24 protein-coding genes and 1 tRNA gene are annotated in these 25,698 nt (G+C 69.9%); 17 read left to right on the forward strand and 8 right to left on the reverse strand.

The genetic code is table 11. From position 1 onward, the window contains the following. Positions 1-375: 375 nt before the first annotated feature. On the forward strand, positions 376-5,091 hold the full coding sequence (gene gltB, locus ACQKQD_RS04135; RefSeq protein WP_091678091.1) for a glutamate synthase large subunit: 4,716 nt from the start codon (positions 376-378) through the stop codon (positions 5,089-5,091). Between the two features lie 102 nt (positions 5,092-5,193). After that, entirely contained in the window at positions 5,194-6,627 is a 1,434-nt protein-coding gene (locus ACQKQD_RS04140; RefSeq protein WP_427507566.1) for a glutamate synthase subunit beta, read from the forward strand. A 35-nt stretch (positions 6,628-6,662) separates the two neighbouring features. On the opposite strand, the gene ACQKQD_RS04145 is transcribed toward ACQKQD_RS04140, so the two are convergent. The 3 genes from ACQKQD_RS04145 to galE form a co-directional block, all read right to left on the reverse strand. After that, complete coding sequence (locus ACQKQD_RS04145; RefSeq protein WP_427507567.1) at positions 6,663-8,090, reverse strand: DUF459 domain-containing protein; 1,428 nt, start codon at positions 8,088-8,090, stop codon at positions 6,663-6,665. 93 nt (positions 8,091-8,183) lie between these two features. Beyond that, a complete protein-coding gene (locus ACQKQD_RS04150) occupies positions 8,184-9,371 on the reverse strand; it encodes a lytic murein transglycosylase (protein ID WP_427507568.1) in 1,188 nt (395 codons plus the stop codon). A 4-nt stretch (positions 9,372-9,375) separates the two neighbouring features. Next, positions 9,376-10,368, reverse strand: coding sequence for a UDP-glucose 4-epimerase GalE (gene galE, locus ACQKQD_RS04155; protein ID WP_020091419.1), 993 nt, complete (start codon positions 10,366-10,368; stop codon positions 9,376-9,378). Between the two features lie 171 nt (positions 10,369-10,539). Here galE and galU point away from each other — a divergent pair, with 171 nt between their 5' ends. After that, complete coding sequence (gene galU / locus ACQKQD_RS04160) at positions 10,540-11,409, forward strand: UTP--glucose-1-phosphate uridylyltransferase GalU (RefSeq protein ID WP_020091420.1); 870 nt, start codon at positions 10,540-10,542, stop codon at positions 11,407-11,409. A 341-nt stretch (positions 11,410-11,750) separates the two neighbouring features. On the opposite strand, the gene ACQKQD_RS04165 is transcribed toward galU, so the two are convergent. Continuing rightward, a complete protein-coding gene (locus tag ACQKQD_RS04165) occupies positions 11,751-12,653 on the reverse strand; it encodes an N-formylglutamate amidohydrolase (protein WP_056522017.1) in 903 nt (300 codons plus the stop codon). Between the two features lie 206 nt (positions 12,654-12,859). Between ACQKQD_RS04165 and cpdR the strand changes: the two genes are divergently transcribed. The 4 genes from cpdR to ACQKQD_RS04185 all read left to right on the forward strand — a co-directional run bounded on the left by cpdR (position 12,860) and on the right by ACQKQD_RS04185 (position 14,925). Further along, a complete protein-coding gene (gene cpdR / locus ACQKQD_RS04170) occupies positions 12,860-13,216 on the forward strand; it encodes a cell cycle two-component system response regulator CpdR (protein WP_003603128.1) in 357 nt (118 codons plus the stop codon). Between the two features lie 116 nt (positions 13,217-13,332). Further along, positions 13,333-13,602 carry a glutaredoxin 3 gene (gene grxC / locus ACQKQD_RS04175; RefSeq protein WP_091678081.1) on the forward strand — a complete coding sequence of 90 codons (270 nt, stop codon included), beginning with the start codon at positions 13,333-13,335 and terminating at the stop codon, positions 13,600-13,602. Beyond that, a complete protein-coding gene (locus ACQKQD_RS04180) occupies positions 13,595-14,452 on the forward strand; it encodes a carbon-nitrogen hydrolase family protein (RefSeq protein ID WP_091678078.1) in 858 nt (285 codons plus the stop codon). The genes grxC and ACQKQD_RS04180 overlap by 8 nt, the downstream gene beginning before the upstream one ends. A 20-nt stretch (positions 14,453-14,472) precedes the next feature. Continuing rightward, on the forward strand, positions 14,473-14,925 hold the full coding sequence (locus tag ACQKQD_RS04185) for a DUF1178 family protein (protein WP_091980542.1): 453 nt from the start codon (positions 14,473-14,475) through the stop codon (positions 14,923-14,925). A 23-nt stretch (positions 14,926-14,948) separates the two neighbouring features. On the opposite strand, the gene ACQKQD_RS04190 is transcribed toward ACQKQD_RS04185, so the two are convergent. Both ACQKQD_RS04190 and ACQKQD_RS04195 read right to left on the reverse strand, forming a co-directional pair. Then, positions 14,949-15,437, reverse strand: a complete 489-nt coding sequence (locus tag ACQKQD_RS04190) for a disulfide bond formation protein B (RefSeq protein ID WP_427507569.1) — start codon at positions 15,435-15,437, stop codon at positions 14,949-14,951. A 2-nt stretch (positions 15,438-15,439) separates the two neighbouring features. Then, positions 15,440-16,021, reverse strand: a complete 582-nt coding sequence (locus tag ACQKQD_RS04195; protein WP_056522002.1) for a YqaA family protein — start codon at positions 16,019-16,021, stop codon at positions 15,440-15,442. Positions 16,022-16,145: 124 nt separating this feature from the next. On the opposite strand from ACQKQD_RS04195, the gene ACQKQD_RS04200 reads away from it, so the two are divergent. The 5 genes from ACQKQD_RS04200 to ACQKQD_RS04220 all read left to right on the forward strand — a co-directional run bounded on the left by ACQKQD_RS04200 (position 16,146) and on the right by ACQKQD_RS04220 (position 19,005). Continuing rightward, positions 16,146-16,230: transfer RNA gene (locus ACQKQD_RS04200), tRNA-Leu, on the forward strand. A 171-nt stretch (positions 16,231-16,401) separates the two neighbouring features. Further along, positions 16,402-17,343, forward strand: coding sequence for an NAD(P)/FAD-dependent oxidoreductase (locus ACQKQD_RS04205; RefSeq protein WP_427507570.1), 942 nt, complete (start codon positions 16,402-16,404; stop codon positions 17,341-17,343). After that, positions 17,340-18,260: a histone deacetylase family protein gene (locus tag ACQKQD_RS04210; protein WP_427507571.1), complete on the forward strand. Its 921-nt coding sequence runs from the start codon at positions 17,340-17,342 to the stop codon at positions 18,258-18,260. The genes ACQKQD_RS04205 and ACQKQD_RS04210 overlap by 4 nt, the downstream gene beginning before the upstream one ends. A 185-nt stretch (positions 18,261-18,445) precedes the next feature. Next, positions 18,446-18,619 carry a hypothetical protein gene (locus tag ACQKQD_RS04215; RefSeq protein WP_165923050.1) on the forward strand — a complete coding sequence of 58 codons (174 nt, stop codon included), beginning with the start codon at positions 18,446-18,448 and terminating at the stop codon, positions 18,617-18,619. 143 nt (positions 18,620-18,762) lie between these two features. Further along, positions 18,763-19,005, forward strand: coding sequence for a hypothetical protein (locus ACQKQD_RS04220; protein ID WP_020091430.1), 243 nt, complete (start codon positions 18,763-18,765; stop codon positions 19,003-19,005). Between the two features lie 209 nt (positions 19,006-19,214). Here ACQKQD_RS04220 and ACQKQD_RS04225 read toward each other — a convergent pair whose 3' ends face one another. Together ACQKQD_RS04225 and ACQKQD_RS04230 are read right to left on the reverse strand one after the other, a co-directional pair. Then, the gene (locus ACQKQD_RS04225; RefSeq protein WP_427507572.1) at positions 19,215-19,850 is read right to left on the reverse strand and encodes a 2-dehydro-3-deoxy-6-phosphogalactonate aldolase; all 636 of its coding nucleotides are present in this window, start codon (positions 19,848-19,850) and stop codon (positions 19,215-19,217) included. After that, positions 19,847-20,725 (reverse strand): 2-dehydro-3-deoxygalactonokinase, encoded by an 879-nt coding sequence (locus tag ACQKQD_RS04230; protein WP_427507573.1) that lies wholly within the window; start codon positions 20,723-20,725, stop codon positions 19,847-19,849. Before ACQKQD_RS04230 ends, ACQKQD_RS04225 begins: the two co-directional genes overlap by 4 nt. Before the next feature lie 211 nt (positions 20,726-20,936). On the opposite strand from ACQKQD_RS04230, the gene ACQKQD_RS04235 reads away from it, so the two are divergent. From ACQKQD_RS04235 to ACQKQD_RS04255, 5 genes are all read left to right on the forward strand, one after another. Further along, complete coding sequence (locus ACQKQD_RS04235) at positions 20,937-21,695, forward strand: ABC transporter ATP-binding protein (RefSeq protein WP_026604669.1); 759 nt, start codon at positions 20,937-20,939, stop codon at positions 21,693-21,695. Continuing rightward, the gene (locus ACQKQD_RS04240; protein WP_042674624.1) at positions 21,688-22,428 is read left to right on the forward strand and encodes an ABC transporter ATP-binding protein; all 741 of its coding nucleotides are present in this window, start codon (positions 21,688-21,690) and stop codon (positions 22,426-22,428) included. The genes ACQKQD_RS04235 and ACQKQD_RS04240 overlap by 8 nt, the downstream gene beginning before the upstream one ends. A 94-nt stretch (positions 22,429-22,522) precedes the next feature. Beyond that, positions 22,523-23,740, forward strand: coding sequence for an ABC transporter substrate-binding protein (locus ACQKQD_RS04245; RefSeq protein WP_100250902.1), 1,218 nt, complete (start codon positions 22,523-22,525; stop codon positions 23,738-23,740). Positions 23,741-23,768: 28 nt separating this feature from the next. Continuing rightward, the gene (locus ACQKQD_RS04250) at positions 23,769-24,656 is read left to right on the forward strand and encodes a branched-chain amino acid ABC transporter permease (protein ID WP_043380394.1); all 888 of its coding nucleotides are present in this window, start codon (positions 23,769-23,771) and stop codon (positions 24,654-24,656) included. 20 nt (positions 24,657-24,676) lie between these two features. Further along, complete coding sequence (locus tag ACQKQD_RS04255) at positions 24,677-25,663, forward strand: branched-chain amino acid ABC transporter permease (protein WP_020091437.1); 987 nt, start codon at positions 24,677-24,679, stop codon at positions 25,661-25,663. The last annotated feature ends 35 nt before the right edge of the window (positions 25,664-25,698 follow it).

The raw sequence follows: 25,698 nt of genomic DNA on the forward strand, positions 1-25,698 counted from the left end.
GGAGGCGCGGAGCGGGTCGCGGCCCGTCATCCAGAGCGGCGACACCGTCGCGGCCTGCAGTCTCTTGCTGAAAACATTTCAATCTGGCAGTTTCGCGACTTAGGACAGCACAACTGTCCCATCGGCCGTGCATCCCGGCCGTCGCCGTCTCGCGCGCGGGCGAGAAGTTTCGGCAGACGGACACGGGCGCGCCAGCGCACCGCTCTCCGAGCGGTCCGGGTCCTCGATGAACGCAGGCCGACGGACGTGTCCTCCCGGACCGGCCGGATGGCCTGCGGCAAGAGGCCGGGCGCGTGGCGCCGACGGCTTGCGGGCATGAAACATGCTCGCGGGTTCTTGGCTGCGGACGGGTTCGAGGGAAGGACGAGACGAAGCATGTCACAACGCAGACCCGCCGAAGAGTTTGCTGCGTCCACGGCCCAGGCTGCCGCCCCCCGCGGCGGCGCGATGCCGCTCATCGTGCGCGACCCCGCCTTTCCGAAAGCCCAGGGTTCCTACGATCCGGCCCGCGAGCGCGACGCCTGCGGCGTCGGCTTCATCGCCGACATGCACGACCGCCGGACCCACGCGATCGTCGAGCAGGGCTTGAAGATCCTGGAGAACCTCGATCATCGCGGCGCGGTGGGCGCCGATCCCAAGATGGGCGACGGCTGCGGCATCCTCACGCAGATCCCGCACGGCTTCTTCGCCGAGGAGTGCTCGCGCCTCGGTTTCGAGCTGCCGCCGGCGGGCTCGTACGCCATCGGGCAGTTCTTCATGCCGAAGGCGGAGGAGCCGCGGGCGATCATCCAGGAGATCGTCGAATCGTCCCTGGCGGCCGAGGGCCTGCCGCTCCTCGGCTGGCGCGACGTGCCGGTGGATCCGGAGGATCTCGGCGACGCCGTGAAGGCGACCGAGCCGCACCACCGTCAGGTCTTCATCGGCCGGCCCGCCTCGGTCACCGACCAGGACGCGTTCGAGCGCCGGGTCTACGTCGCCCGCAAGGTGATCTCCAACAAGGTCTACGGCCTCGACGACCCGCGGGTGAAGGAGTTCTACCCGGTCTCCGTGTCGACCCGGACCATCGTCTACAAGGGCATGGTGCTGGTCACGCAGCTCGGCGGCTACTTCCTGGACCTGAAGGACGACCGCTTCGTCTCGGCGATCGCCCTCGTCCACCAGCGCTTCGCCACCAATACCTTCCCGACCTGGCGGCTCTCGCACCCCTACCGGATGGTCGCGCATAACGGCGAGATCAACACGCTGCGCGGCAACGTCAACTGGATGGCGGCCCGCCAGGCGAGCGTCGATTCCGACCTGTTCGGCAACGACATCTCGAAGCTGTGGCCGATCTCCTACGAGGGCCAGTCCGACACGGCCTGCTTCGACAACGCCCTCGAGTTCCTCGTGCAGGGCGGCTACCCGCTCGCCCACGCGATGATGATGCTCATCCCGGAGGCCTGGGCCGGCAACCCGCTCATGAGCGAGGAGCGGCGCGCCTTCTACGAGTACCACGCCGCCCTGATGGAGCCGTGGGACGGTCCCGCCGCCGTGGCCTTCACCGACGGCCGCCAGATCGGCGCCACCCTCGACCGCAACGGCCTGCGCCCGGCGCGCTACATCGTCACCGACGACGGCCTCGTGGTGCTCGCCTCCGAGATGGGCACCCTGCCGATCCCGGACGAGAAGATCGTCCAGTCCTGGCGCCTGCAGCCGGGCCGCATGCTGCTGATCGACCTGCAGAAGGGCCGCATCGTCTCCGACGAGGAGATCAAGGGCGAGCTCGCCGCCGCGCATCCCTACGCCGACTGGGTCAAGAACACCCAGATCGTCCTGGAGGACCTGCGCCCGGTGCAGCCGCGCGAGTCCCGCGGCGACGTCAGCCTGCTCGATCGCCAGCAGGCCTTCGGCTACACGCAGGAAGACCTCAAGCTGCTGATGCAGCCCATGGCCGTCACCGGCCAGGAGGCGGTCGGCTCCATGGGCACGGACACGCCGCTCTCGGCCCTCTCCGAGAAGTCGAAGCTGCTCTACACCTACTTCAAGCAGAACTTCGCGCAGGTCACGAACCCGCCGATCGACCCGATCCGCGAGGAGGCCGTGATGAGCCTCGTCTCGTTCATCGGGCCGCGGCCGAACCTGCTCGACATGGAGGGCGCGTCCCGGCGCAAGCGCCTGGAGGTCCGCCAGCCGATCCTCACCAACGCGGATCTGGAGAAGATCCGCTCGATCGGGCATTTCGAGGATCGGTTCGACACCAAGACCCTCGACATGACCTACCCGGCCGAGACCGGCGCGGCGGCCATGGACGGGGCGCTCGACCGCCTCTGCGACCGCGCCGAGGCGGCGGTGCGCGGCGGCTACAACATCATCGTGCTCACCGACCGGGCGGTCGGGCCGGATCGGATCCCGATCCCGGCGCTGCTGGCCACGGCGTCCGTGCACAATTACCTGATCCGCAAGGGCCTGCGGACCTCGGTCGGCCTCGTCGTCGAGTCGGGCGAGCCGCGCGAGGTGCACCACTTCGCCTGCCTCGCCGGCTACGGCGCCGAGGCAGTGAACCCGTACCTCGCCTTCGAGACGCTGCTCGACATGAAGGACGAGTTCCCGCCGGACCTCACCGACGACGAGATCATCTATCGCTACATCAAGGCCATCGATAAGGGCCTGCTGAAGGTGATGTCCAAGATGGGCATCTCCACCTACCAGTCCTATTGCGGCGCGCAGATCTTCGACGCGGTCGGTCTGAACTCGACCTTCGTCGGCCGCGACTTCTTCGGCACGGCGACGACCATCGAGGGCGTCGGCATGGCGGAGATCGCCGAGGAGACCGCGCGCCGACACCGCGACGCCTTCGGTGACGCGCCGGTCTACCGGAACGCCCTGGATGTCGGCGGCGAGTACGCCTACCGCCTGCGCGGCGAGACCCACACCTGGACGCCCGACACGGTGGCGACGCTGCAGCACGCGGTGCGCCTCAACGTGCCGGAGCGGTACCGCGAATACGCCGAGCTGGTGAACCGCCAGGAGCACCAGCTGAAGACGCTCCGCGGCCTGTTCCGCATCAAGTCCGCCGCCGAGCTCGGTCGCGCGCCGGTCCCGCTGGACTCGGTCGAGCCGGCCTCCGAGATCGTCAAGCGCTTCGCCACGGGCGCCATGTCGTACGGCTCCATCTCCAAGGAGGCGCACGAGACGCTCGCCATCGCGCTGAACTCGTTCGGCGGCCGCTCGAACTCGGGGGAGGGCGGCGAGGAGGTCGAGCGGTTCAAGCCGCTGCCGGACGGGCGCTCGCGCCGGTCCGCGATCAAGCAGGTCGCCTCCGGCCGCTTCGGCGTCACGACGGAGTACCTCGTCAATTCCGACATGATGCAGATCAAGGTCGCGCAGGGCGCCAAGCCCGGCGAGGGCGGCCAGCTGCCCGGCCACAAGGTCGACGCCAAGATCGCCAAGGTCCGCTACGCCACCCCGGGGGTGGGCCTGATCTCGCCGCCGCCGCACCACGACATCTACTCGATCGAGGATCTGGCCCAGCTGATCTTCGACCTGAAGAACGTGAACCCGTCGGCGGACGTATCGGTGAAGCTCGTCTCCGAGGTCGGCGTCGGCACGGTCGCGGCCGGTGTCGCCAAGGCGCGGGCCGACCACATCACGATCTCGGGCTTCGACGGCGGCACCGGCGCGGCGCCGCTGACCTCGCTCAAGCACGCGGGCGGACCCTGGGAGACCGGGCTGGCCGAGACCCAGCAGACGCTGGTGCTGAACGGTCTGCGCGGCCGCGTCGCCCTTCAGGCCGACGGCGGCATCCGGACCGGGCGCGACGTGATGATCGCGGCGCTGCTCGGCGCCGACCAGATGGGCTTCTCGACGGCCCCGCTGATCGCCGCCGGCTGCATCATGATGCGCAAGTGCCACCTGAACACCTGCCCGGTGGGGGTCGCCACCCAGGATCCGGTGCTGCGCAAGCGCTTCAAGGGCACGCCCGAGCACGTGGTGAACTACTTCTTCTTCGTGGCCGAGGAGGTGCGGGAGATCCTCGCCTCGCTCGGCTTCACGAAGCTGGAGGAGGCGGTCGGCCGCTCCGACGTGCTCGACAAGGTCGAGGCCATCGCCCATTGGAAGGCGCGCGGGCTCGACTTCACCAAGCTGTTCCACCGGCCGAAGGTGGCCGAGGGCACGGCGATCCGCCACGTGGAGGTGCAGCACCACCCGATCGACACGGTCCTCGACCGGCGCCTCATCGAGAAGGCGCAGCACGCGATCGAGACCGGGGAGCCGGTGGTCATCACCGACACCATCCGGAACTCGGACCGGGCCGCGGGCGCGATGCTCTCCGGCATGGTCGCCAAGGCGCACGGCCACGAGGGCCTGCCCGACGACACGATCGTGGTGAAGCTCGCCGGCACGGCGGGCCAGAGCTTCGGCGCCTGGGTGGCGGCCGGCGTGACCGTCGAGCTGACTGGCCACGGCAACGACTACGTCGGCAAGGGCCTGTCGGGCGGCAAGCTGATCATCCGGCCGAGCGACGCGCTGAAGTCGCCGCAGGACCGGACGATCATGGTCGGCAACACCGTGCTGTACGGGGCGATCGCGGGCGAGTGCTACATCCGCGGCTCCGCGGGCGAGCGCTTCGCGGTCAGGAACTCCGGCGCGATCACGGTGGTCGAGGGCATGGGCGACCATGGCTGCGAGTACATGACCGGCGGCGTGGTCGTGTCGATCGGCGAGACCGGGCGCAACTTCGCGGCCGGCATGTCGGGCGGCATCGCCTACGTGCTCGATGAGGACGGCTCCTTCTCGGCGCGCTGCAACCTGTCGATGGTCGACCTGGAGCCGGTCGAGGAGGAGGACGACCTGATGCGTCGCTTCCACCAGGACGGCGACCTGGAGACCAAGGGGCGGGTCGACATCCTGGCCGACATGTCCGGGCACGACGAGGAGCGGCTCACGCAGCTCATCACCAACCATCTCAAGTACACGGGCAGCCCCCGCGCCAAGGCGATCCTCGACGACTGGAGCGGTTATCGCACCAAGTTCGTGAAGGTGATGCCGGTGGAGTACCGCCGGGCGCTTCGCGAGATGGAGATGGCGCGGATGCCGGTGGCCGCCGAGTAGGCGGCTTTCTGAGACCGGGCGGGCTCCCGCCCGGTCACGCACCCACACGAGACGACGACGCGGGCAGCGCAGTCAGAGACTGGCCGGCCCAGGGGCTGACCAATGGGCAAGATCACAGGCTTCCTCGAGTTCGACCGGCAGGAGCAGAAGTACCAGCTCGCCGCCGACCGGGTCCGGCACTTCCGCGAGTTCACGCTCCCGCTCGACGAGCACGACCTGACGAAACAGGCCGCACGCTGCATGGATTGCGGCATCCCGTTCTGCCACGGGCCGACGGGCTGCCCGGTCCACAACCAGATCCCGGACTGGAACGACCTCGTCTTCCAGTCGGATTGGGAGGAGGCGTCCCGCAACCTCCACTCCACGAACAACTTCCCGGAGTTTACCGGCCGCGTCTGCCCCGCGCCCTGCGAGGAGGCGTGCACGCTCAACCTCGAGAACCAGCCGGTCGCCATCAAGACGATCGAGCAGGCGATCGCCGACCGCGCCTGGAACATGGGCTGGGTGAAGCCCGAGCCGGCGCAGACCCGCACCGGCAAGCGCGTCGCGATCGTGGGCTCCGGACCGGCCGGTATGGCGGCGGCCCAGCAGCTCGCCCGCGTCGGGCACGACGTCCACGTGTTCGAGCGCGAGCCGAAGGCGGGTGGCCTGCTCCGCTACGGCATCCCGGACTTCAAGATGGAGAAGCGCCACATCGACCGGCGCGTGCGCCAGATGGAGGCCGAGGGCGTCGTCTTCCACTACAACCAGAACATCGGTGTGACGAAGTCGGTCGACGAGCTCAAGGCCGAGTTCGACGCCGTGATGTTCTGCGGTGGCGCCGAGGATCCGCGCAACCCGCAGCTCCCCGGCCAGGACCTCGAGGGCGTCCACTACGCGATGCCCTACCTCGTCCAGTCGAACCGGCGCGTGAGCGCCGAGCCGATGCGCGGCAACGGCGAGCAGCCGATCCTGGCCGCGGGCAAGAACGTGGTGGTCATCGGCGGCGGCGACACCGCCTCCGACTGCGTCGGCACCGCGTTCCGCCAGGGGGCCCTGTCGGTGACGCAGCTCGACATCCGCCCGCGCCCGCCGGAGCGGGAGGACAAGCTCACCGTGTGGCCCTACTGGCCGACCAAGATGCGGACCTCGTCCAGCCAGGCGGAAGGCGCGGAGCGCGAGTTCCAGGCCGCGACCCTGCGGCTCGAGGGGAACAAGAAGGGCCAGCTCACCGGCGTGGTCTGCGCCCGCGTCGATGCCAAGCGCCAGCCGATCGCCGGCACCGAGTTCGTGCTGCCGGCCGACCTCGTCTTCATGGCGATCGGCTTCGCGGGCTCGGTCCAGAAGGGGCTGCTGGAGCAGTCCGGGGTCGGCGTCGACAGGCGCGGTAATGTCGAGGCGAACGAGGACGACTACCGCACGTCGGACGCGAAGATCTGGGCCGCCGGCGACATGCGGCGCGGCCAGTCCCTGGTGGTCTGGGCGATCCGCGAGGGCCGTCAGGCGGCGCGCGCCATCGACGAGATGCTGATGGGCGCCAGCGTCCTGCCGCGCTGACGGCCTGCTGAGAGCGCGCGAAGGGCCCGCCCGGCTCAGCCGGGCGGCCAGCGGAAATCGTCGGCTCGGCCGGGCTGCGGCATCGGCGCGTTGCCGCGCAGCAGCGTCCGCTCCACGGTCCCGGAATTGTCCGGATCGCGCGGACGGCCATTCAGCAGCGCGCCGCCGGGCGACACCTCGCTCCGGCTCAACGGTACCACGGGGCCGGCCGCGGGCTTCACCGGGAGCGCCGGCACGCCGGGCGGCTCCGGCAGGCTCGGCAGCATCGCGGTGATCTGACGATCGATCGCCGCGGTATCGGTGGCCGGCGCGGTACCGTCGAGGCTCGGCCCGGGTGTCGCGGGCGGTGCGGTCGGCGCCACGGTCGCGGTCGGCGACGGCTCGGTCGTGCCCGGCACCGCGCCCATCAGCCGCTTCAGCTCGACATCGGCGAAGTGGGCCAGCTTCCGATCGCCCGCCTTGGTGAAATGGACACCGTCCGCGGTACGGAGCTTGGCGATCTGGCCTTCCGGATCCGGGCCCGACGCGGCGTACCGGTCCCGGTCGTCGACGAAGCCCGGCCAGATATCGACGTAGGTGCCGCCGGCCTTGGTAACGGTGTCCCGGACGATGTCATTCAGCGACGCGAGGTCCCGGCTCAGGGACTCGCTCTGGACCGGCGGCAGCCCGACCCAGATCAGCGGGATCTTGCGGTCGGTGAAGACTTTCGCCAGCGCCTCCACCCGGGCGCGGTAGAGGGCGCGCCAGCGGTCCGTGAGGGGATCGGCCGTCTCGTCGCCCTCGCGGATCGGCTGCCGATCGTTGGCGCCCAACATCACCAGGGCGTAGCGCACCTTCGCGTTGCTCTGGAGGTAGTCCTGCGCGACCTTCGGCCAGTCGACCACGTCCTTGCGCACCAGACCGCTGTCGCCCTTCGCGCGGTCGATCACGGCGACGTCGGCATTGTCCTCGAACACGTCGTCGAGGCCCTTGGCGAGATGGTCGGCGAGGGAATCGCCGAAGACGGCGATCTGGACGTTCGGCTCGGTCTTGGCGACCGCGGGCTTCGGCGGTGTCGGCGCCCGGGCCGGACGGACCCGCCGCTTCACCGCGGGGGGCGGACGCTGCGCCTCTCCGGTCGCGTAGGGATTGGTTCGCTGGCGCGGGGCCCGGTAGGTGCGCTCCGGCTGCGGCGCCACCGGCTGCGGCCTGTCCTCCCAGGGCCAGTAGAACTGGCGCGGCGCCTCCTGCTGCGGCGCGTAGCGGGGCTGGCGCCCGGACGTCCCGTCGTCGCGGTAATAGGCGTCCCGCGGCCGCCGGCGCGGCGGCGCCTGGTAATAGGTGCCGCCCTGCTGCTGGTAGCTGTCGCCCCACTGCGCGCGGGCTGGACCGCCCCCGAAAGTCGACACCTCCGCGAGCCCCAGCAGGACCGAGAGCCCGAGGATGAGGGGGCGTTCCGAAGGACGCCGACGAGCGAGGACCATGCGCATCCCGTACGCTTTACGCCGAACCGGGCCCGTTCGGACCGCGGCCACTATAGGTGGAAGCCGCGCGCGGGTCTAAACCTCTCGCCGGGCTCAGCGTCGCGGCGCTGCCTTCCCGGCCACGCGGGCGAGCAGGGCCGGCGTCGCGTACCCGTCGGCCGGCAATCCGACGCTGATCTGATAGCGCCGCACCGCCTCGCGCAGCTTCGGGCCCGCGCGCCCATCCGTCGGCCCGTCGTAGAAGCCGGAAGCCGCGAGGCCGGTCTGCAGGGCGCGGAGGCCCGGCCCGTCGAGGCGGGCTCCGGCGGGCCACGGCGCGGCCAGCGGCGGACCGCCGGCGAGGCGGTCGGCAAGGTGACCCACTGCCAGCGCGTAGGAATCCGAGGTGTTGTAGCCCCGGACCACCTCGAAATTGTCGGTGATCAGGAAGACCGGCGCGCCGAGGCCTCCGGGCAGGAACAGGCTGGCGCGCCCGGCCCCCGGCAGCGGCTGCCCGTCGGTGCGGCGAACGCCGCGCTCGGCGAAGCTCGCGAGATCGCCCGCGTAGCGGCTCAGGTCGAACTCCTTCGGCAGGCGCACCTCGTAGCCCCAGGAGAAGGTCGGATTCCAGCCGAGATCCTTGAGATAGGCGGCGATCGAGGCCAGCGAATCCGTCGCGCTGGTCCAGATGTCGCGGCTGCCGTCACCGTCGAAGTCGACCGCGTGTGCCAGGTAGGTGGAGGGCAGGAACTGCACCTGACCCATCGCGCCAGCCCAGCTGCCGCTCATCCGGTCGGGCGCGATGTCGCCGCGCTGCAGGATCGTGAGGGCGGCGAGGAGCTCGTCGCGGAACAGGCTGCCGCGGTGCCGCGCCTCGGCGAGCGTCGCCAGCGCCCGGACGGTCGGGACGCTGCCCGCACTCGCTCCGAAATCCGACTCGACGCCCCAGAACGCCATCATCACCGGACCCGGAACGCCGTAGCGGGCCTCGATCGCCGTCAGGGTCGACGCGAGGGTGGCGGCGCGGTCGCGACCGCGCGCGATGCGGCCGGCCGAGACCGCGCCGACGAGGTACTCCCAGACAGGCCGGCTGAACTCGCTCTGGCGGCGGGTTCGCGCCAGGATACCGGGATCGGGTCCTGTGATCCCGCGGAACGCCGCGTCGAAGGTCGCGGCGGAGACGCCCCGCGCCGCCGCGTCCGGACGCAGGGCCTCGACGAACGCCCGGAAGGCGTCCTCGGCGCGGGCCGGGCCGGTCGCGAGGCACGCCGCCGCGGCCAGGATCCATCGACGGGAATGCATCCGGTCAGATCCGATTGCGCTTCTCCAGGCGTTCTTCCCAGGCGAGGGCTTGGCCGACGATGGCGTCGAGGTCGTCGTGCCGGGGCTGCCAGCCCAGGCGATCGCGGATGCGCGCCGCCTCGGCGACGATTTGGGCCGGATCGCCGGGCCGGCGCGGGCACAGCCGCACTTCGAAGTCGCGGCCCGAGATCCGCTTCACGACCTCGACGACCTCGAGGACCGAGTAACCGCGCCCGTAGCCGCAGTTCAGCGTCAGGCTCTCGCCACCGGAGCGCAGATGGTCGAGGGCGAGGCGATGCGCCTCCGCGAGGTCCGAGACCTGGATGTAGTCGCGCAGGCACGACCCGTCCGGGGTCGGGTAGTCGGTCCCGAAGACGTCGAGCCGGGCGCGCTGGCCGAGCGCCGCCTGCGTGGCCACCTTGATCAGGTGCGTGGCGTTGGGCGTCGACTGGCCGGACCGTCCCTCCGGATCCGCGCCGGCGACGTTGAAGTAGCGCAGGACCACGTAGGAGAAGCCGTGCGCCGCGGCGGCGTCGGCGATCATCCACTCGCTCATCAGCTTCGAGCGGCCGTAGGGATTGATCGGCTTCAGCGGCAGGTCCTCGGGAACCGGCGAGGCCTCGGGCTCACCGTAGACGGCCGCGGTCGAGGAGAAGATGACATTCTTGACGCCGGCACGCACCGACGCCTCGATTAGCGCGCGGGTCTTCACCGTGTTGGCGAGGTAGTAGCCCAGGGGGTCGGCTACGGATTCGGGCACGACGATCTTGGCGGCGAAGTGGGCCAGGGCATCGATGCGGTGCTGCAGGATGGTCTGTGTCACGAGGGCCTGGTCGGCCACGTCGCCGACGACGAGCTTCACACCCTCTGGGACCGCCCAGTCGAAGCCGGTGGAGAGATCGTCGAGGACGACGACCTCCTCATGGCCGGCGTCGAGGAGCGCCAGCACCATGTGGCTGCCGATGTAGCCGGCACCCCCCGTCACCAGAACCGCCATCTCGCCCTCACTGCCGCCATCCCGGCAACTGCTTACGCCTTTGCAGACGGGAAATTTACGCCCCGCCGCCTCATACTAACGATGTACATGCTTGCGACGGCTCGCGTTAAGCTATCTCACTGACCGCACAGCTGACCACGTCGTTCCATCCAGTTCCGGGGTTACCGCTCGATGAAACCGATCCGCAAGGCCGTCCTCCCCGTCGCGGGCCTCGGCACGCGCTTCCTGCCCGCCACGAAGGCGGTCCCGAAGGAGATGCTCACGGTCGTCGACCGGCCAGTGGTGCAGCACGTCGTTGACGAGGCGCGCGCGGCCGGGATCGAGCACTTCATCTTCGTCACCGGCCGCGGCAAAGCGGTGATCGAGGACCATTTCGACATCGCGTTCGAGCTCGACCACACCCTTCAGGAGCGCGGGAAGACGGCCGCCTATGAAGAGCTGAAGAAGGACCTGCCGAAGGCCGGCCAGACCAGCTTTACCCGCCAGCAGGCGCCACTCGGCCTCGGCCACGCGGTGTGGTGCGCCCGCGAGATCGTCGGCGACGAGCCCTTCGCGGTGCTGCTCCCCGACATGCTGAGCCGCGGCTGTATGCAGCAGATGCTGGCCGCCTACGATCGCCACGGCGGCAACATCATCGCCGTCGAGGAGGTGGCGCCCGAGGAGACGCACCAGTACGGCATCGTCAGCGTGGGCGAGACCTACGGCCAGTCCTTCCAGATCACCGGGATGGTCGAGAAGCCCAAGCAGGGCACGGCGCCGTCGAACTTCATCATCTCCGGGCGCTACATCCTCCAGCCCGAGATCTTCGGGATCCTCGAGCACGGCAAGAAGGGCGCGGGCGGCGAGATCCAGCTCACGGACGCCATGATCGACCTGATGGAGAAGCAGGCGTTCTACGGCATGCGCTACGAAGGCCGGACCTACGATACCGGCTCGAAGCTCGGCTTCCTCACGGCGAACCTCGCGTACGCCCTGGAGCGGAACGATCTCGCAGGACCCCTGCGGGCCGAGATCGAGAAGCTGCTCAAGAGCCAAGGCTGAACGGCGCTGCGGGCGCGGATCCGATCACCGCGCCCCGCTAGGCGACACGTGCGACCGCATCGGTTCTCGCTCTCGTCCGAGCTACGCCTGCACGCGGCGACGCGCGCGGCGGCCAGCGAACGCGCTTCAGGTATGCGCGCAGAGCGGCCGCGGCGGGCGAATTGCGCTTGCTTCTTGTGCGGCGCACTTTAGTTTGTGCGTTGCGAGATCGCGATGGCGTCGCGGTCTCGCTGCCCTTCTTGGGCGTTTCCTCCCTAGACTTCGGGCCGCTCCTTCGGGAGTGGCCTTTTTTCTTTCCAGCATACCGCCGCTCCTCTTCGTGAACGGTCGGGGCAGCGCCCCTATTCCGCGGCCATCCGGCGGGGGACGAGATCGTCGAGGTCCTTGGCGACATCGGCGACGACGCCGCGCAGCGCCTCGACCAGTGCCGGGAAGCCCGCCGTCATCGCGAGGCTGGCCTCGTTCATGTAGAGGCCCCGATTCAGCTCGATCTGGAGCGCGTGGCGGTCGAGGTTCGGCTCGCCGTAATGCTCCGTGATGAAGCCGCCGGCGTAGGGCTTGTTGCGGACCACGCGGAAACCCCGGGCCCGGAACGCGGCCTCGAATCCGTCGATCAGGACGGGTGCGCACGCCGTGCCGTAGCGGTCGCCCAGCACCACGTCGGCTTTCATGTCCGGATCGCGGCCGAGGCTCGAGGAGGGCATCGAGTGGCAATCGACGAGCATGCAGTGGCCGTGGGTGCGCGCCGTGCGCTGGACCAGTCCGCGCAGCGCGCGATGATACGGCTTGTACAGGCTCTCGATCCGGGCGGTCGCCTCGGCGACCGGCAGGCGCCGGGCGTAGATCTCCTGGCCGTCGGCGACGACCCGGGGCACGGTCCCGAGACCGCCTGCGACGCGCATCGACCGGGTGTTGGCGAAGGGCGGCAGGCGCCCCTCGAACATGCGCGGGTCGAGTTCGTAGGGCTCCCGGTTCACGTCGAGGAAGGCGCGGGGGAAGTTGGCCCTCAGGAGCGGCGCGCCCAGTCCGACGACCGATCCGAACAGGCGGTCGACGTGGGCATCCTCGGAGCGGCGCAGGGTCAGCGCGTCGAGCCGCGAGGCCGCGATGAAGTCGGGGGGGTAGACGGCCCCGGAATGACCGGTATTGAAGACGAAAGGCAGGGTGTGCGCCGCGGGCTCGTCGACCGCGAAGGCCGGGGCAAATCCGAAGGCGTCTGGCTGTACCGGTTCGGTTGCAGTCATCGGCTGGTGGACACCCCGGCGGTTGAACGAGGACGGCAGGCGCTCACTGTGGTGTGCGATCGATCGCCTGTCCACTCCGCACCGGCGGCCGACGCAGTCGCCCGGGAGACACGCGGCGGCGGCTGCGCGCTCCATCCTAACACCTTGTTTACCATCGCCTCCCTTTATGGGATCAACTTCTCGACTCGAAGGCTCGGATCCGGCCGATGAAAATCCTGCTGGCGGAAGACGACAACGACATGCGCCGGTTTCTGGCCAAGGCGCTGCAGAACGCGGGCTACGATGTCCTGTCCTTCGACAACGGCCTCTCCGCCTACAACCGGCTGCGCGAGGAGCCGTTCGAACTGCTGCTGACCGACATCGTGATGCCCGAGATGGACGGCATCGAGCTGGCCCGCCGCGCCACCGAGCTCGATCCCGACATCAAGGTGATGTTCATCACCGGCTTCGCGGCGGTCGCCCTCAATCCGGATTCGAAGGCCCCGAAGGACGCCAAGGTCCTGTCGAAGCCCTTCCACCTCCGCGACCTCGTCAACGAGGTCGAGAAGCTCCTGGCCGCCTGATCCTGCCGGTGCTTCGTCGACGGCGCGCGCGCGTTGCCCTGTGACCACACGGGCATAGGCAAGGCGCGCCCCGCGCTCCTATATGTCCCGAGTTCACGCGCGGGACGACGATCGCGATGCAGCCGGTCACAATCTACACCACGGCTTGGTGTCCCTACTGCTCGGCGGCCAAGAGCCTGCTGAAGGAGAAGGGCGCCGCCTTCCAGGAGATCGACGTCGAGCGCGTGCAGGGCGCCCGGTCCGCCATGGTCGAGCGCGCCGGCGGCCGCACCAGCGTGCCCCAGATCTTCGTCGGCGCCACGCATGTCGGCGGCTGCGACGACCTCTACGCCCTCGACCGCGCCGGCAAGCTCGACCCGCTGCTCAAGGACACGGCCGATGCCTGAGCCCCGCTTCACAGCTGCCTGCGTGCAGATGCGGTCGGGGCGCGACCCTGCCGCCAATCGCGACGCGGCCGTGGCGGGCGTGCGCGAGGCGTCGGCGCGGGGCGCGGCCTACGTGCAGACTCCCGAGATGACGTCCCTGGTGGAGCGGAGCCGCGAGCGTCTGTTCGCCCACGTCACCACCGAGGAGCAGGACCCGACCCTGGCGGCGCTCCGCGAGGCCGCGCGTCAGACCGGAACGGTCGTCCAGATCGGCTCGATCGCGGTCAGGGCCGGCGACAAGATCGCCAACCGCGCCTACCTGATCGGCGCCGACGGGGAGATCCTGGCCTCCTACGACAAGCTGCATCTCTTCGACGTCGACCTGCCGAGCGGCGAGCGCTGGCGGGAATCCGCGACCTATTCCGGTGGCGCCTGCGCGGTGCTCGCCGAGACGCCGTGGGCCACGCTCGGCCTGACGATCTGCTACGACATCCGCTTCCCCGCGCTGTACCGCGCCCTCGCCGAGGCGGGCGCCGACGTGCTGACGGCCCCCGCCTGCTTCACCCGGCAGACCGGCGAGGCCCACTGGCACGTCCTGCAGCGGGCTCGGGCCATCGAGACCGGCGCCTTCGTGATCTCGGCGGCGCAGGGCGGTCGGCACGAGGACGGGCGCGAGACCTACGGCCACTCGCTGATCGTCGATCCCTGGGGCCGGGTCCTGGCCGATGCCGGAGGGGACGAGCCGGGGATCATCCTGGCGGAGATCGACCTCGCGCAGGTCGCGGAGGCCCGGGCCCGCATTCCCTCGCTGCAGCACGGCCGGCCCTTCACCGTCGAGCGCGTCGGTCCGCGGACTCGGGCCGCGCAGTAGTCATCACAGCAAGCAACAGAATGATCCGGTACAGTCTCGTCTGCGATGCCGCGCACGGCTTCGAGAGCTGGTTCCCGTCCTCCGATTCCTACGACACGCAGGTCACGCGCGGCCTCGTGACGTGCCCGGTCTGCGACAGCGCCAAGGTGAGCAAGGCCCTGATGGTGCCGAGCGTCGCCCGCACGGATCGGGAGCGCGCGCCGCCGCCGATTCCGAAGGCGGAGGCGCCGGTGACCATGATCGCCGAGCCGGAACGTCAGGTGCGGGCGATGCTGCGCGCGCTCCGGGAGCACGTCGTGGCGAATGCCGAGCATGTCGGGGCGCGCTTCCCCGAGGAGGCGCGCAAGATCCACTACGGCGAGGCGGAGGGGCGTTCGATCTACGGTGAAGCGAGCCCCGCGGAGGCGCGGGCCCTGATCGACGAGGGCATCGAGGTGGCGGCGATTCCGGTCCTGCCCGACGACCGGAACTGATCGGCCTCGCCGGTCCGCGCGCGTCAGGAACGCAGCGCGGCGGTCCCCGCGAAGGAGGCCAGCACGGCCGAGATCGCGGCGCTCCAGCCGGCGAGCGACACGCCCAGCACTCGGAGCGCGGCCACCGAGCAGTCGACCACCTTCGTGGTCTGCAGGCTGTTGAGGAAGTCGCCGACCTGGCCTGGATTGGCGCCGGTGCCGCCGCCGCAATCGGCGGGTCCCTGCCAGAAGCCCCATTCCGCGCCGGCGTGGTAGACCCCGATCCCGGCCCCGTAGAGTAGGCCGAGGGCCGCGAGCCCGAGGGCGATCCGCGCCAAGCGCTCCGGCAGGAACAGGGCCAGCAGGCCCAGCGGCACGGCGGCGTAGTAGGGCAGCCGCTCGGTCAGGCAGAGCTTGCACGGCGCGTAGCCGTATCCGTACTGGAGGACGAGCGCGGCCCCGACGGTGAGGGCGGAGGCGATCGCGAGCCAGAGGCCAGCGGTCTTGAGGCGCAGGGCAGCCGCCGTGTTCATCGCTACAGGATCACCTTGAAGAGCAGGAAGCCGAGGACGATGACGGCGACGGAGATCGCCGCGACCGCGTTCAGGTGCCGGTCGAGCACGCCGCGAATCTGGACACCGTAGCGGCCGAGCAATCCGGCGAGAATGAAGAAGCGGGCGCCGCGGGTCACGATCGACAGGATCGTGAACCAGAACAGGCTGTAATGCGCGAAACCCGACGTGATCGTCACGAGCTTGTAGGGGATCGGCGTGAGCCCCTTCAGCAGGATCACCCAGTGGCCGTAGCGCGCGTAGGAGTCCTGGAAGGTGGCGGCCGAGTTCTGCAAGCCGTAGAGGCGGATGAGCCACTCACCGACGGAGTCGAACAGCAGGGCTCCGATGGCGTAGCCGACCAGACCGCCGAGGACCGAGGCGACCGTCGTGATCGTGGCGTAGAACCAGACCCGATCCGGCCGGGCGACCGCCATCGGGACGAGCATCACGTCCGGTGGAACCGGAAAGAAGGAGCTTTCGGCGAAGGCCACGGCACCGAGCGCGTAGGGCGCGGACGGCCGGTCACTGAGGGCCAGGATCCACGCGTAGAGCCGGCGGAGCATTCAAGGTCCCGGATTATGAGATCGGCCGCCCTTTGAGCATAGGCGCCCCGCCTTGGCCAGATCGCCGACCGACGCAAAACAACACTTGGCCGAAGCCGCCGACCTATGCGAAGAGCGCTGGCACGCGGGTATGGCGGAATTGGTAGACGCGGGCGACTCAAAATCGCCAGCCGCAAGGCGTGGGGGTTCGATTCCCTCTACCCGCACCACGGCGCCATTGATCGCCGCGGGACTTCGCCGGACAGCCGGACCGTATCCGTGTCGCGTACACCGATCCCGTCCATGACAAGCGCGATTCCGTCGCTCTGACGCCGCGTGGCTCGGCCCCTATCTTCGCCCTCACGCGGCGGCGGGGCCGGTCGTTCAGACGGGGCAAGGGCGTGAACGAGCACGGAATTGTCGCGGTCCTCGGAGCCGGCATGGCAGGCGCGGCCGCCGCGCGCCGGCTGGCCGAGGCGGGCCTCCGCGTCCGAATCTTCGACAAGGGGCGCGGGGTCGGGGGACGCATGGCGACCCGGCGGGTCGGTGAGATGCAGTTCGACCACGGCGCGCAATTCATGCGCGCGCGCGGGCCCGCCTTCGCGGCCGAGCTCGGCCGGTGGACGCGGCTGGGCATCGTTGCGCCCTGGGCCGGCTCCGACCGCCATGTCGGCGTGCCGGGCATGACGGAGCCCGTCCGCGCCCTGCTCTCGGACCTTCCGGTATCGAGCGCGACGACCGTCGTGCGGCTTCGACGGCAGGGAGCGCGCTGGCACCTCGAGGACGCGGCCGGCACCGTGCACGGCCCGTTCGACGCCGTCGCGATCACCGTCCCGGCCCCTCAGGTCACGACGCTGCTCGAGGCTTCGGGCGTCGCGTTGCCCGGTGTCCGGCGCGCCACCTATGCGCCGTGCTGGTCGCTCATGGTGGCGACGGAGACGCGACCGCGGGATGTCCTCGTCCAGCCTCGGACCGATCCGATCGGCCTGATCGCGCACGATTCCGCGAAGCCCGGGAGGCCTGCCGGCTCGCGGCTCACGGTGCACGCGACGCCCGCTTGGTCCCGCGGACATCTCGAGGCCCCGCGCGAAGCGGTCATCGCCGCGCTTCTCGGAGCGGCCGAGCACGTCCTCGGCGCCACGCTCCGGCCGTCCCACGCGGAGGCACATCGCTGGCGCTACGCCCAGGTCGAGACCGCCCTGGAGCAACCCTGCCTGTACGATCCGGACCTGCGTCTCGGGGCAGGCGGGGATTGGTGCCTCGGCGCCCGGATCGAGGCGGCCTACGACAGCGGTCAGGCACTGGCCCGGTGCCTCTTGGCCGATCTGGGCCGGCCCGCGTGATCCCGCCGATCGCCTTCCATCCGGCCTACGAGGCGCCGCTCCCGTCAGGCCACCGGTTCCCGATGCGCAAGTACGGCCTGCTCGCCGAGACCTTGGTCGCCAAGGGTCTGGCGCCCCTGGGCTTCGTCACGCCGGAGCCCGCCAGTGCCGAGATCCTGCTACGCGCCCACGATCCGGCCTACGTGGACGCGGTGCTCGCCTGCGATGTCGGCCGGGACATCGAGCGGGCGATCGGCTTGCCGGTCGACGCCGCCCTTGTCCGCCGCTCCCGCGCCTCGGTGGGCGGCACCCTCTTGGCCGGGCGCCTCGCCCTCGCGGAAGGCCTCGCGGGCAGCGCCGCCGGCGGCAGCCACCACGCGCGGCGCCGGCAGGGCGCCGGTTTCTGCGTGCTGAACGATGTCGCGGTGGCGGCCCGCACCCTCCAGGCCGAAGGTCTGGTCCGGCGCGTCCTCGTGGTCGACCTCGACGTGCATCAGGGCGACGGGACCGCGGACTGCCTCGCCCTCAGTCCCGACCTGTTCACGCTCTCGATCCATTGCGAGAACAACTACCCGGCCCAGAAGATCGCCGGCGACCTCGACATCGGCCTGCCCGACCGGCTCGACGACGCCGCCTATCTCGATGTCCTGCGCGCCCGCCTGCCGCCGCTCCTCGACGCGTTCGCGCCGGATCTCGTCTTCTATAACGCGGGCGTCGATCCCCATCGGGACGACCGTCTCGGCCGTCTCTGCCTCACCGATGACGGACTGCTCGCTCGCGATCGCTACGTCGTGGCGCAGGCCCGCGCCCGTGGGATCGCGCTCGCCGCGGTGATCGGCGGCGGGTACACGCACGATGTCGAGGCCCTGGCGCGCCGTCACGCCCTGGTCTTCGAGGCGCTGGCCGCCGAGGCGGCCGCGGGATCGACGCTCGCGTGAGATGCTGCGCGGGAAACCTGCGCGAGTTCTCGGGGTGAGACCGGATTGCATCACGCGACGGTCGATATGCAGTCCTCGGGTTCACGGGAAAGGTTTTGGGAAGGGCTCCGGTCGAGGATGCGGGGCAGGCGGATTGATGAGGCGGATCCGCTGCTCGCACTCGATGACGCCGTTGGGGATCGACCATGCTCGCGCGGGTCTGGGACGTGGTGAAGGCGACGCTGGCGGTGTCGGCCCTGATCGCCGCCGCCCTCGTCTCGGCGGACAAGCTCGATCGCCAGAGATCACAACCGGTCGCCGGCGCGGCTCTGGTCGAGCCTGCGACGACCGGTGCGATCGCACCGGCGATACGTCCGTGACGTCAGCGGCCTTTCACTCCGCGGCCGCGAACCTGCGTCAGATTGAAACAAGCACGACGGGATATCTTTTCCGGCCTCGGCGTTCTCGCCGGACGCCGAGGCTTGGCCGCTCGCGGCCCCGATCCGCTCAGGAGACATCCTTGATGAAGTCCGCCACTTTCGCCCTCCTCGCGGTTCTCGTCGGCACGGCACCCGCGCTCGCGGAGACCGGCGCGGACCGGGCCGCCTGCACGCCGGACGTGATGCGCCTGTGCGCCGCCCAGATCCCGAACGCGGGGGCGATCACACTCTGCCTCCGCGAGAAGCGGGTGTCGCTGAGCGGTGCGTGCCGGACGGTGGTTGACCGGTCCGATCGGCCGGCTCGCGAGATCGCGAACCGCCGATAGCGCGACACCTTGGCAACCTGACACGCGCGGCCGGGCCTCGCCGGTGAAGTGCCGACCGCGACGACGCGGCGGCGATCGCGCTGTGAACCGGTCGCGCAGGCGCGGTCAGGCCGCCTGCGGAGGCGCGCATCGAGCGAAGGTCAGGGGGCGCGGCCCGAACGCTCTGCCGTGTCTGCTCGGCCCGACCGGACGGCCCGCCATCGGTGTCTTCAGGCGGAGCGCTTGAACGCCGCCACGTAGGCCGCGGCGTCGCGGGCGACGTCGGCCGCCAACTTCCCGGGCCGGTAAAGATTGGACCCGAGGCCGAATCCATCGGCGCCCGCCTGCCGCCAGCCCGCGATGGTCTCGGGCAAGACTCCGCCGACGGCCAGAACCCGCGTGTCCGGCGGAAGGACCGCGCGATGCGCCCGGAGCGCCAGGGGCGTCGCGACATCCGCCGGGAACAGCTTCAGCGCGGTTGCTCCCGCCGCCAGGCACGCGAAAGCCTCCGTGGGCGTCTGATAGCCCGGAAGGGAGACAAGGCCCGCCGCGACGGTGGCGCCGATGACGGCCGGATCGGCGTTTGGCGATACCACGAGGGTTCCGCCAGCAGCGGCGACCTCGCCGACCTGAGTCGGCGTCAGGACCGTGCCGGCCCCGACCAGCGCCCGCCCGGCGAGGCGCTCGGCGAGCGTCGCGATGCTCCGGAGCGGGTCCGGCGAGTTGAGGGGCACCTCGACGAGGGTGAACCCGGCTCCGACCAGCGCCTCCCCCACGGCGGGTGCCTCGTCCGGCGTGAGCCCCCGCAGGATGGCGACGAGGGGGCAGGCCGCGAAGGCTGCCTCGAACCGGTCGAGGATGGTCATGCCCGCAGACTCCAGATGGCGTGGATACCGGCCGTGGTTGAACCGTCCGGCACGATCACCGGATCCCCGCCCGCTTCGGTGATGGCGGCGGCGTAGAGCGACCCGAGGCGGCCGCCGCCGAGGAGATGGACCGGGCGCCGCCGGAGGTCGTCCCGGGTGCCGATATCGGCGCCGATCAGGATCCCGCTGGCATGGGCCGCCGCGTCCTCCGGGGCGAGCCGATCGAGCAGGAGGCCGGAGCGGACCTCGAACAGGGTGGCGGCGAGATTGCGGGACGCGAGGCCGCGCCGGACACCCGCGCGGAAGGGGGCCCCATCCTCGACCGTGCCGTCGAGCGTCCCGGCCAGGATCCCGTGTGCCCGCAGGAGGGCGAAGAATTCTCCTGTCATCACGGTGGTGAAATCCGTGATGGCCCCGTCGACGGTCTCGATCCACTTGTTGTGCGTGCCGGGCTGGCAGAACAGGGCCGTCGCCGGCGCCGCGCCCGCTCCGATCGCCCCGAGGACCTGGATCTCCTCGCCCCGCATCACGTCGGGGCGACCACCGCCCCGCAGAGCGACGCCGGGGACGATCCGGACGCCCGGGGCGGGCTCGAGGCAGGCTTCGGCCAGGGCGGCGAGGGTGGCCGGCGCGGCCACGTAGGGCGCTGCCTGCCAGCCCCGGTTGGAGCCGATCATGCCGACGGCGATGACGGGGTGGGCGCCCAGTCGCGCGCGCAGGGCCGCGATCTCCGTCGGATAGGCGTTGGGCGTCAGGGCGAGGACGCCACGCTCGTCGTGCAGGCTGTCGAGAATGACGCCCGCTTCCGAAACGGCGAAGGCCCGCCGGTTCGTCGTGCCCCAGTCGACGGCGATGTAGGCCGGGCGATCGCCCATGCCGAAACCTCTCAGAAGAGCCACTCCACGAATTGTCTGAGTTAAGTGCGGCGCGCAGCGCGGTCAAGTTCAGTCCGGCGGCCGTCGTGACACGGAGGGCCACTGATATCACTCCCGGGGGATTGTCGCGCCGCCACGAGCGTTTGCGATGGACTGTGCGGCTGGGGATCGGCGATATGGCGGCAAGAAATCGAACCCGGGAGGGACACGCTTGGCACGGGATGTAATCCTGGCGACCGATGGCCTGACGATGGAATTCCGCGGATTCCGGGCCGTCAACGGCGTGGCGTTGCAGGTCGAGCGCGGCACCATCCACGCCCTCATCGGGCCGAACGGAGCCGGCAAGACCACCTGCTTCAACCTCCTGACGAAGTTCCTGATCCCGACCGCGGGAACGATCCGCTATAAGGACCGCGACATCACCGGCCTGAAGGCCGCGGACGTCGCCCGTCTCGGGCTCGTGCGCTCCTTCCAGATCTCGGCCGTGTTCCCGCACCTCACGGTGATGGAGAATGTCCGCATCGCCCTCCAGCGGCGGCGTCGCGGCGATTCCTTCGACTTCTGGCGGCCCGAGCGGGTCCTGCGCGCGCTGAACGGCGAGGCGCTCGCCCTCGTCGAGGCGGTGGGCCTCTCCGACTTCGCCGACGTGCTCGCGGTCGAGCTGTCCTACGGGCGCAAGCGCGCGCTCGAGATCGCCACGACCCTCGCCCTCGATCCGGAGATGCTGCTCCTCGACGAGCCGATGGCCGGCATGGGCCACGAGGACGTCGAGCGCACGGCGCAACTCATCCGCCGGGTCTCGAAGGACCGCACCATCCTGATGGTGGAGCACAACCTCTCCGTGGTCGCCTCCCTGTCGGACCGGATCACCGTGCTGGCCCGCGGGCAGGTGCTGGCCGAGGGCGACTACGCCACGGTCTCGAAGGACCCGCGGGTGGTCGAAGCGTATATCGGGGCGGGACATGCCTGAGGCGGCTCTGAAGACACCTCCGGCGGCCGCGACCGACGCGCTGCTGACCGTTCGCGGCCTCGAGGGCTGGTACGGCGAGAGCCACGTCCTCCACGGCATCGACATCGACGTGCGCGCGGGCGAGGTGATCACGCTCCTCGGCCGCAACGGCGCGGGCAAGACCACGACCTTGCGGGCGATCATCGGGATCCTCGGCAAGCGGTCGGGCTCGATCGTCTACGACGGCGTCGAGACGGTGCGGATGGCGTCGCGGAACATCGCCCGGCTCGGGATCGGCTACGTGCCGGAGGAGCGCGGCATCTTCGCGAGCCTGACGGTCCACGAGAACCTGATGCTGCCGCCGCGGGTGAAGCCCGGCGGCATGTCGGTGGCCGACATCCACACGCTGTTCCCGAACCTCAAGGAGCGCGCGGGCAGCCAGGGCACCAAGCTCTCGGGCGGCGAGCAGCAGATGCTGGCGATCGGGCGCATCCTGCGCACCGGCGCCAAGCTGATCCTGCTCGACGAGCCCACGGAAGGTCTCGCGCCGGTCATCGTCCAGCAGATCGGCCGGACGATCCAGCAATTGAAGACTCAGGGCTACACCATCGTCCTGGTGGAGCAGAATTTCCGCTTCGCCCAGACTTTGGCGGACCGGCACTTCGTGATCGAGCAGGGGCGGGTGGTCGACATGATCCCCAATGCCGAGCTTGACGCCAATATCGACAAGCTGCACGCCTATCTCGGCGTCTGAATCTCGCACGCGAAAACCGTAGAAGCGCCAGAAAACGGCGACCCGATACTCGGCCGGCGGAGATCCGCCGCGCCGCTGGAGGATGGAAACGAAAATGCTCGGACGCATCGCCCGGCCCGTGACCCTCGCCGCCCTCGCCGGCGCCCTGATGATGGGCACCGCAGCCGCGCAGACGAACGTGAAGATCGGCATCCTGGGCGACCGCTCGGGCGCCTACTCGGACATCAGTGGCGAGGGCTCGGTCGTGGCCGCGAAGCTCGCGGTCGAGGATTTCAAGCCCGAGCAGCACGGGCTGAAGGTCGAGATCGTCTCGGCCGACCACCAGAACAAGCCGGATGTCGGCGCGGCCATCGCCCGGCAATGGTACGACCGCGACGCCGTCGACATGATCACGGACGGCGTGACGTCCTCGGTGGCGCTGGCGATCAGCCAGGTCACCAAGGAGAAGAACAAGGTCTTCATCGATACCGGCGCCGGCACCGCCGACCTCACCGGCCCGCAATGCACGCCGAACACCATCCACTGGGTCTACGACACGGTGGCGCTGGCCAACGGCACCGGCGGCGCGATGGTCAAGCGCGGCGGCAACACGTGGTTCTTCCTCACGGCCGACTACGTGTTCGGCCAGACCCTGCAGCGCGACACCAGCGCGGTCATCACCAAGAACGGCGGCAAGGTCGTCGGCTCGGTGAAGACCCCGTTCCCGACCTCCGACTTCTCGTCCTTCCTGCTGCAGGCGCAGGGCTCGGGCGCCAAGGTGATCGGGCTCGCCAATGCCGGCACCGACACGATCAACGCGATCAAGCAGGCGGGCGAATTCGGCATCACCGAGGGCGGCCAGGCGCTCGCCGGCCTCCTGGTCTTCTCCTCGGACGTGCACTCGCTGGGCACCAAGGTGGCGCAGGGGCTGGTGCTCACCGAGCCGTTCTACTGGGACCTGAACGACCAGACCCGCGCCTTCTCGGACCGGTTCGCCAAGCAGATGAAGAACGGCTCGAAGCCGACCGCGAACCATGCGGGCGTCTACTCGGACGTGCTCCACTACCTGAAGGCTGTGGCCGAGACGAAGTCGACCGCCGACGGCGCCGCCACGGTCGCCAAGATGAAGGCGATGCCGACGGACGACCCGCTGTTCGGCAAGGGCGTGATCCGCGCGGACGGCCGCAAGATCCACGACATGTACCTGTTCGAGGTCAAGAAGCCCGCCGAGTCGAAGGGCGAGTGGGACCTCTACAAGAAGCTCGAGACTATCCCGGGCGACCAGGTCTTCCGGCCGCTCAACGAGGGCAACTGCCCCCTGGTGAAGGGCTGACGGTGGGTTCGGGGCGCGGAGACCGGCCATGACCACGATCTTCGGTGTGCCGACGCAGGCCCTGTTCGGTCAGCTCCTGCTCGGCCTGATCAACGGCTCGTTCTACGCGATCCTGTCGCTCGGGCTCGCGATCATCTTCGGGCTCCTGAACATCATCAACTTCGCCCACGGCGCGCTCTACATGATGGGCGCGTTCGTGGCCTGGATGCTGCTCACCTATGTCGGTCTCGGCTACTGGTGGGCGCTGGGGCTCGCACCGCTCGTGGTGGGCGCCTTCGGCATCGTTCTGGAGCGGGTGCTCATCGCCCGGCTCTACAAGCTCGACCACCTCTACGGCCTGCTGCTGACCTTCGGTCTCGCGCTGATCATCCAGGGCCTGTTCCGCAACCAGTACGGCGTGTCGGGTCTGCCCTACGCGATCCCGGCCGAGCTGTCCGGCGGCCAGCGCCTGCCCTTCATGTTCCTGCCGAACTACCGCGCCTGGGTGGTGGTCGCCTCGCTGACCGTCTGCATCGCGACGTGGCTCGTGATCGAGAAGACCAAGCTCGGCGCCTATCTGCGCGCCGCCACCGAGAACCCGACCCTGGTCCAGGCGTTCGGGGTCAACGTGCCGCTGTTCCTGACGCTGACCTACGGGTTCGGCGTCGCGCTCGCGGGTTTCGCCGGGGTGCTCGCTGCGCCGATCTACTCGGTCAATCCCAACATGGGCGCCGACATCATCATCGTGGTCTTCGCCGTGGTGGTGATCGGCGGCATGGGCTCGATCATTGGCTCGGTGATCACGGGCTTCGCCCTGGGCCTCGTGGAGGGGCTGACCAAGGTGTTCTATCCGGAGGCGTCCGCCACCGTGATCTTCGTGATCATGGTGCTGGTGCTGCTCGTCAAACCCGCCGGCCTGTTCGGGCGCACGGCCTGATCGCGATCTGAGGCACCCCCATGGCCGACACCGCCGCCCTCGACGCCGCCCCGATCGCCGCCGCCGTGCCGACGAGTCGGGACGACAAGGCGCTCCACCGCCTCATCTTCGTGGGCATCGCGGTGCTGCTCGTCGTGGCACCGCTCGTCCTGTACCCCGTCTACCTGATGAAGGTGCTGTGCTTCGCGCTGTTCGCGCTCGCCTTCAACCTCCTGCTCGGCTACGGCGGCCTGCTCTCCTTCGGCCACGCCGCCTATTTCGGCATGGCAAGCTACCTCTGCGCGTACACGGCCAAGAGCCTGGGCTTCACGCCGGAGCTGGCGATCCTCGCCGGCACGGTCACGGCCGCTCTGCTGGGTCTGGTCTTCGGCGCCCTGGCGATCCGCCGGCAGGGCATCTACTTCTCGATGATCACCCTGGCGCTCGCCCAGATGGTGTTCTTCTTCTCCCTGCAGGCGAAGTTCACCGGCGGCGAGGACGGCATCCAGGCGGTGCCCCGCGGCAACCTGTTCGGCGCGATCAGCCTCGCCGACGACCGGGTCATGTACGCGGTGGTGGCCGTGGTCTTCATGGCCGGGATGCTGCTGATCTACCGGATCATCCACTCGCCCTTCGGGCAGGTGCTGAAGGCGATCCGCGACAACGAGCCGAGGGCGATCTCGCTCGGCTACCGCGCCAGCCAGTACAAGCTCGCGGTGTTCGTGCTCTCGGCGACGCTCGCCGGGCTCGCGGGCTCCACCAAGGCGATCGTGTTCCAGCTCGCCTCGCTCACCGACGTGCACTGGTCGATGTCCGGCGAAGTGGTGCTGATGACCCTCGTCGGCGGCATGGGGACGGTGTTCGGGCCGATCGTCGGCGCGCTGGTGATCGTCACGATGGAGACCTACCTGGCACAGTTCGGCGCTTGGGTGACGATCATCCAGGGCTGCGTCTTCGTGCTCTGCGTGCTGCTGTTCCGCGAGGGCATCGTTGGCCTGATCGCCCGGCTGATCCGACGGCCGCTCTAGGACGCGGGATCCGGGGCGGGTGGCGGTTGCATCGC

The sequence above is a fragment of the Methylobacterium sp. NPDC080182 genome (genome assembly GCF_050281105.1).
Classification (GTDB): domain Bacteria; phylum Pseudomonadota; class Alphaproteobacteria; order Rhizobiales; family Beijerinckiaceae; genus Methylobacterium.

Bases quoted from the DNA above. Each gene is read 5' to 3' on its own strand.
- ACQKQD_RS04225 (WP_427507572.1), bottom strand. From the start codon at position 19,850: ATGACCATCCTCGACCGGTTCGAGGCAGCCTTCGCGGCCTGCCCCCTC.
- galU (WP_020091420.1), top strand. From the start codon at position 10,540: ATGAAACCGATCCGCAAGGCCGTCCTCCCCGTCGCGGGCCTCGGCACG.
- ACQKQD_RS04240 (WP_042674624.1), top strand. From the start codon at position 21,688: ATGCCTGAGGCGGCTCTGAAGACACCTCCGGCGGCCGCGACCGACGCG.
- grxC (WP_091678081.1), top strand. From the start codon at position 13,333: ATGCAGCCGGTCACAATCTACACCACGGCTTGGTGTCCCTACTGCTCG.
- ACQKQD_RS04145 (WP_427507567.1), bottom strand. From the start codon at position 8,090: ATGGTCCTCGCTCGTCGGCGTCCTTCGGAACGCCCCCTCATCCTCGGG.
- ACQKQD_RS04255 (WP_020091437.1), top strand. From the start codon at position 24,677: ATGGCCGACACCGCCGCCCTCGACGCCGCCCCGATCGCCGCCGCCGTG.
- ACQKQD_RS04190 (WP_427507569.1), bottom strand. From the start codon at position 15,437: ATGAACACGGCGGCTGCCCTGCGCCTCAAGACCGCTGGCCTCTGGCTC.
- ACQKQD_RS04230 (WP_427507573.1), bottom strand. From the start codon at position 20,725: ATGGGCGATCGCCCGGCCTACATCGCCGTCGACTGGGGCACGACGAAC.
- gltB (WP_091678091.1), top strand. From the start codon at position 376: ATGTCACAACGCAGACCCGCCGAAGAGTTTGCTGCGTCCACGGCCCAG.
- ACQKQD_RS04150 (WP_427507568.1), bottom strand. From the start codon at position 9,371: ATGCATTCCCGTCGATGGATCCTGGCCGCGGCGGCGTGCCTCGCGACC.
- ACQKQD_RS04185 (WP_091980542.1), top strand. From the start codon at position 14,473: ATGATCCGGTACAGTCTCGTCTGCGATGCCGCGCACGGCTTCGAGAGC.
- ACQKQD_RS04165 (WP_056522017.1), bottom strand. From the start codon at position 12,653: ATGACTGCAACCGAACCGGTACAGCCAGACGCCTTCGGATTTGCCCCG.
- ACQKQD_RS04220 (WP_020091430.1), top strand. From the start codon at position 18,763: ATGAAGTCCGCCACTTTCGCCCTCCTCGCGGTTCTCGTCGGCACGGCA.
- ACQKQD_RS04215 (WP_165923050.1), top strand. From the start codon at position 18,446: ATGCTCGCGCGGGTCTGGGACGTGGTGAAGGCGACGCTGGCGGTGTCG.
- ACQKQD_RS04140 (WP_427507566.1), top strand. From the start codon at position 5,194: ATGGGCAAGATCACAGGCTTCCTCGAGTTCGACCGGCAGGAGCAGAAG.
- ACQKQD_RS04245 (WP_100250902.1), top strand. From the start codon at position 22,523: ATGCTCGGACGCATCGCCCGGCCCGTGACCCTCGCCGCCCTCGCCGGC.
- cpdR (WP_003603128.1), top strand. From the start codon at position 12,860: ATGAAAATCCTGCTGGCGGAAGACGACAACGACATGCGCCGGTTTCTG.
- ACQKQD_RS04180 (WP_091678078.1), top strand. From the start codon at position 13,595: ATGCCTGAGCCCCGCTTCACAGCTGCCTGCGTGCAGATGCGGTCGGGG.
- ACQKQD_RS04250 (WP_043380394.1), top strand. From the start codon at position 23,769: ATGACCACGATCTTCGGTGTGCCGACGCAGGCCCTGTTCGGTCAGCTC.
- ACQKQD_RS04195 (WP_056522002.1), bottom strand. From the start codon at position 16,021: ATGCTCCGCCGGCTCTACGCGTGGATCCTGGCCCTCAGTGACCGGCCG.
- galE (WP_020091419.1), bottom strand. From the start codon at position 10,368: ATGGCGGTTCTGGTGACGGGGGGTGCCGGCTACATCGGCAGCCACATG.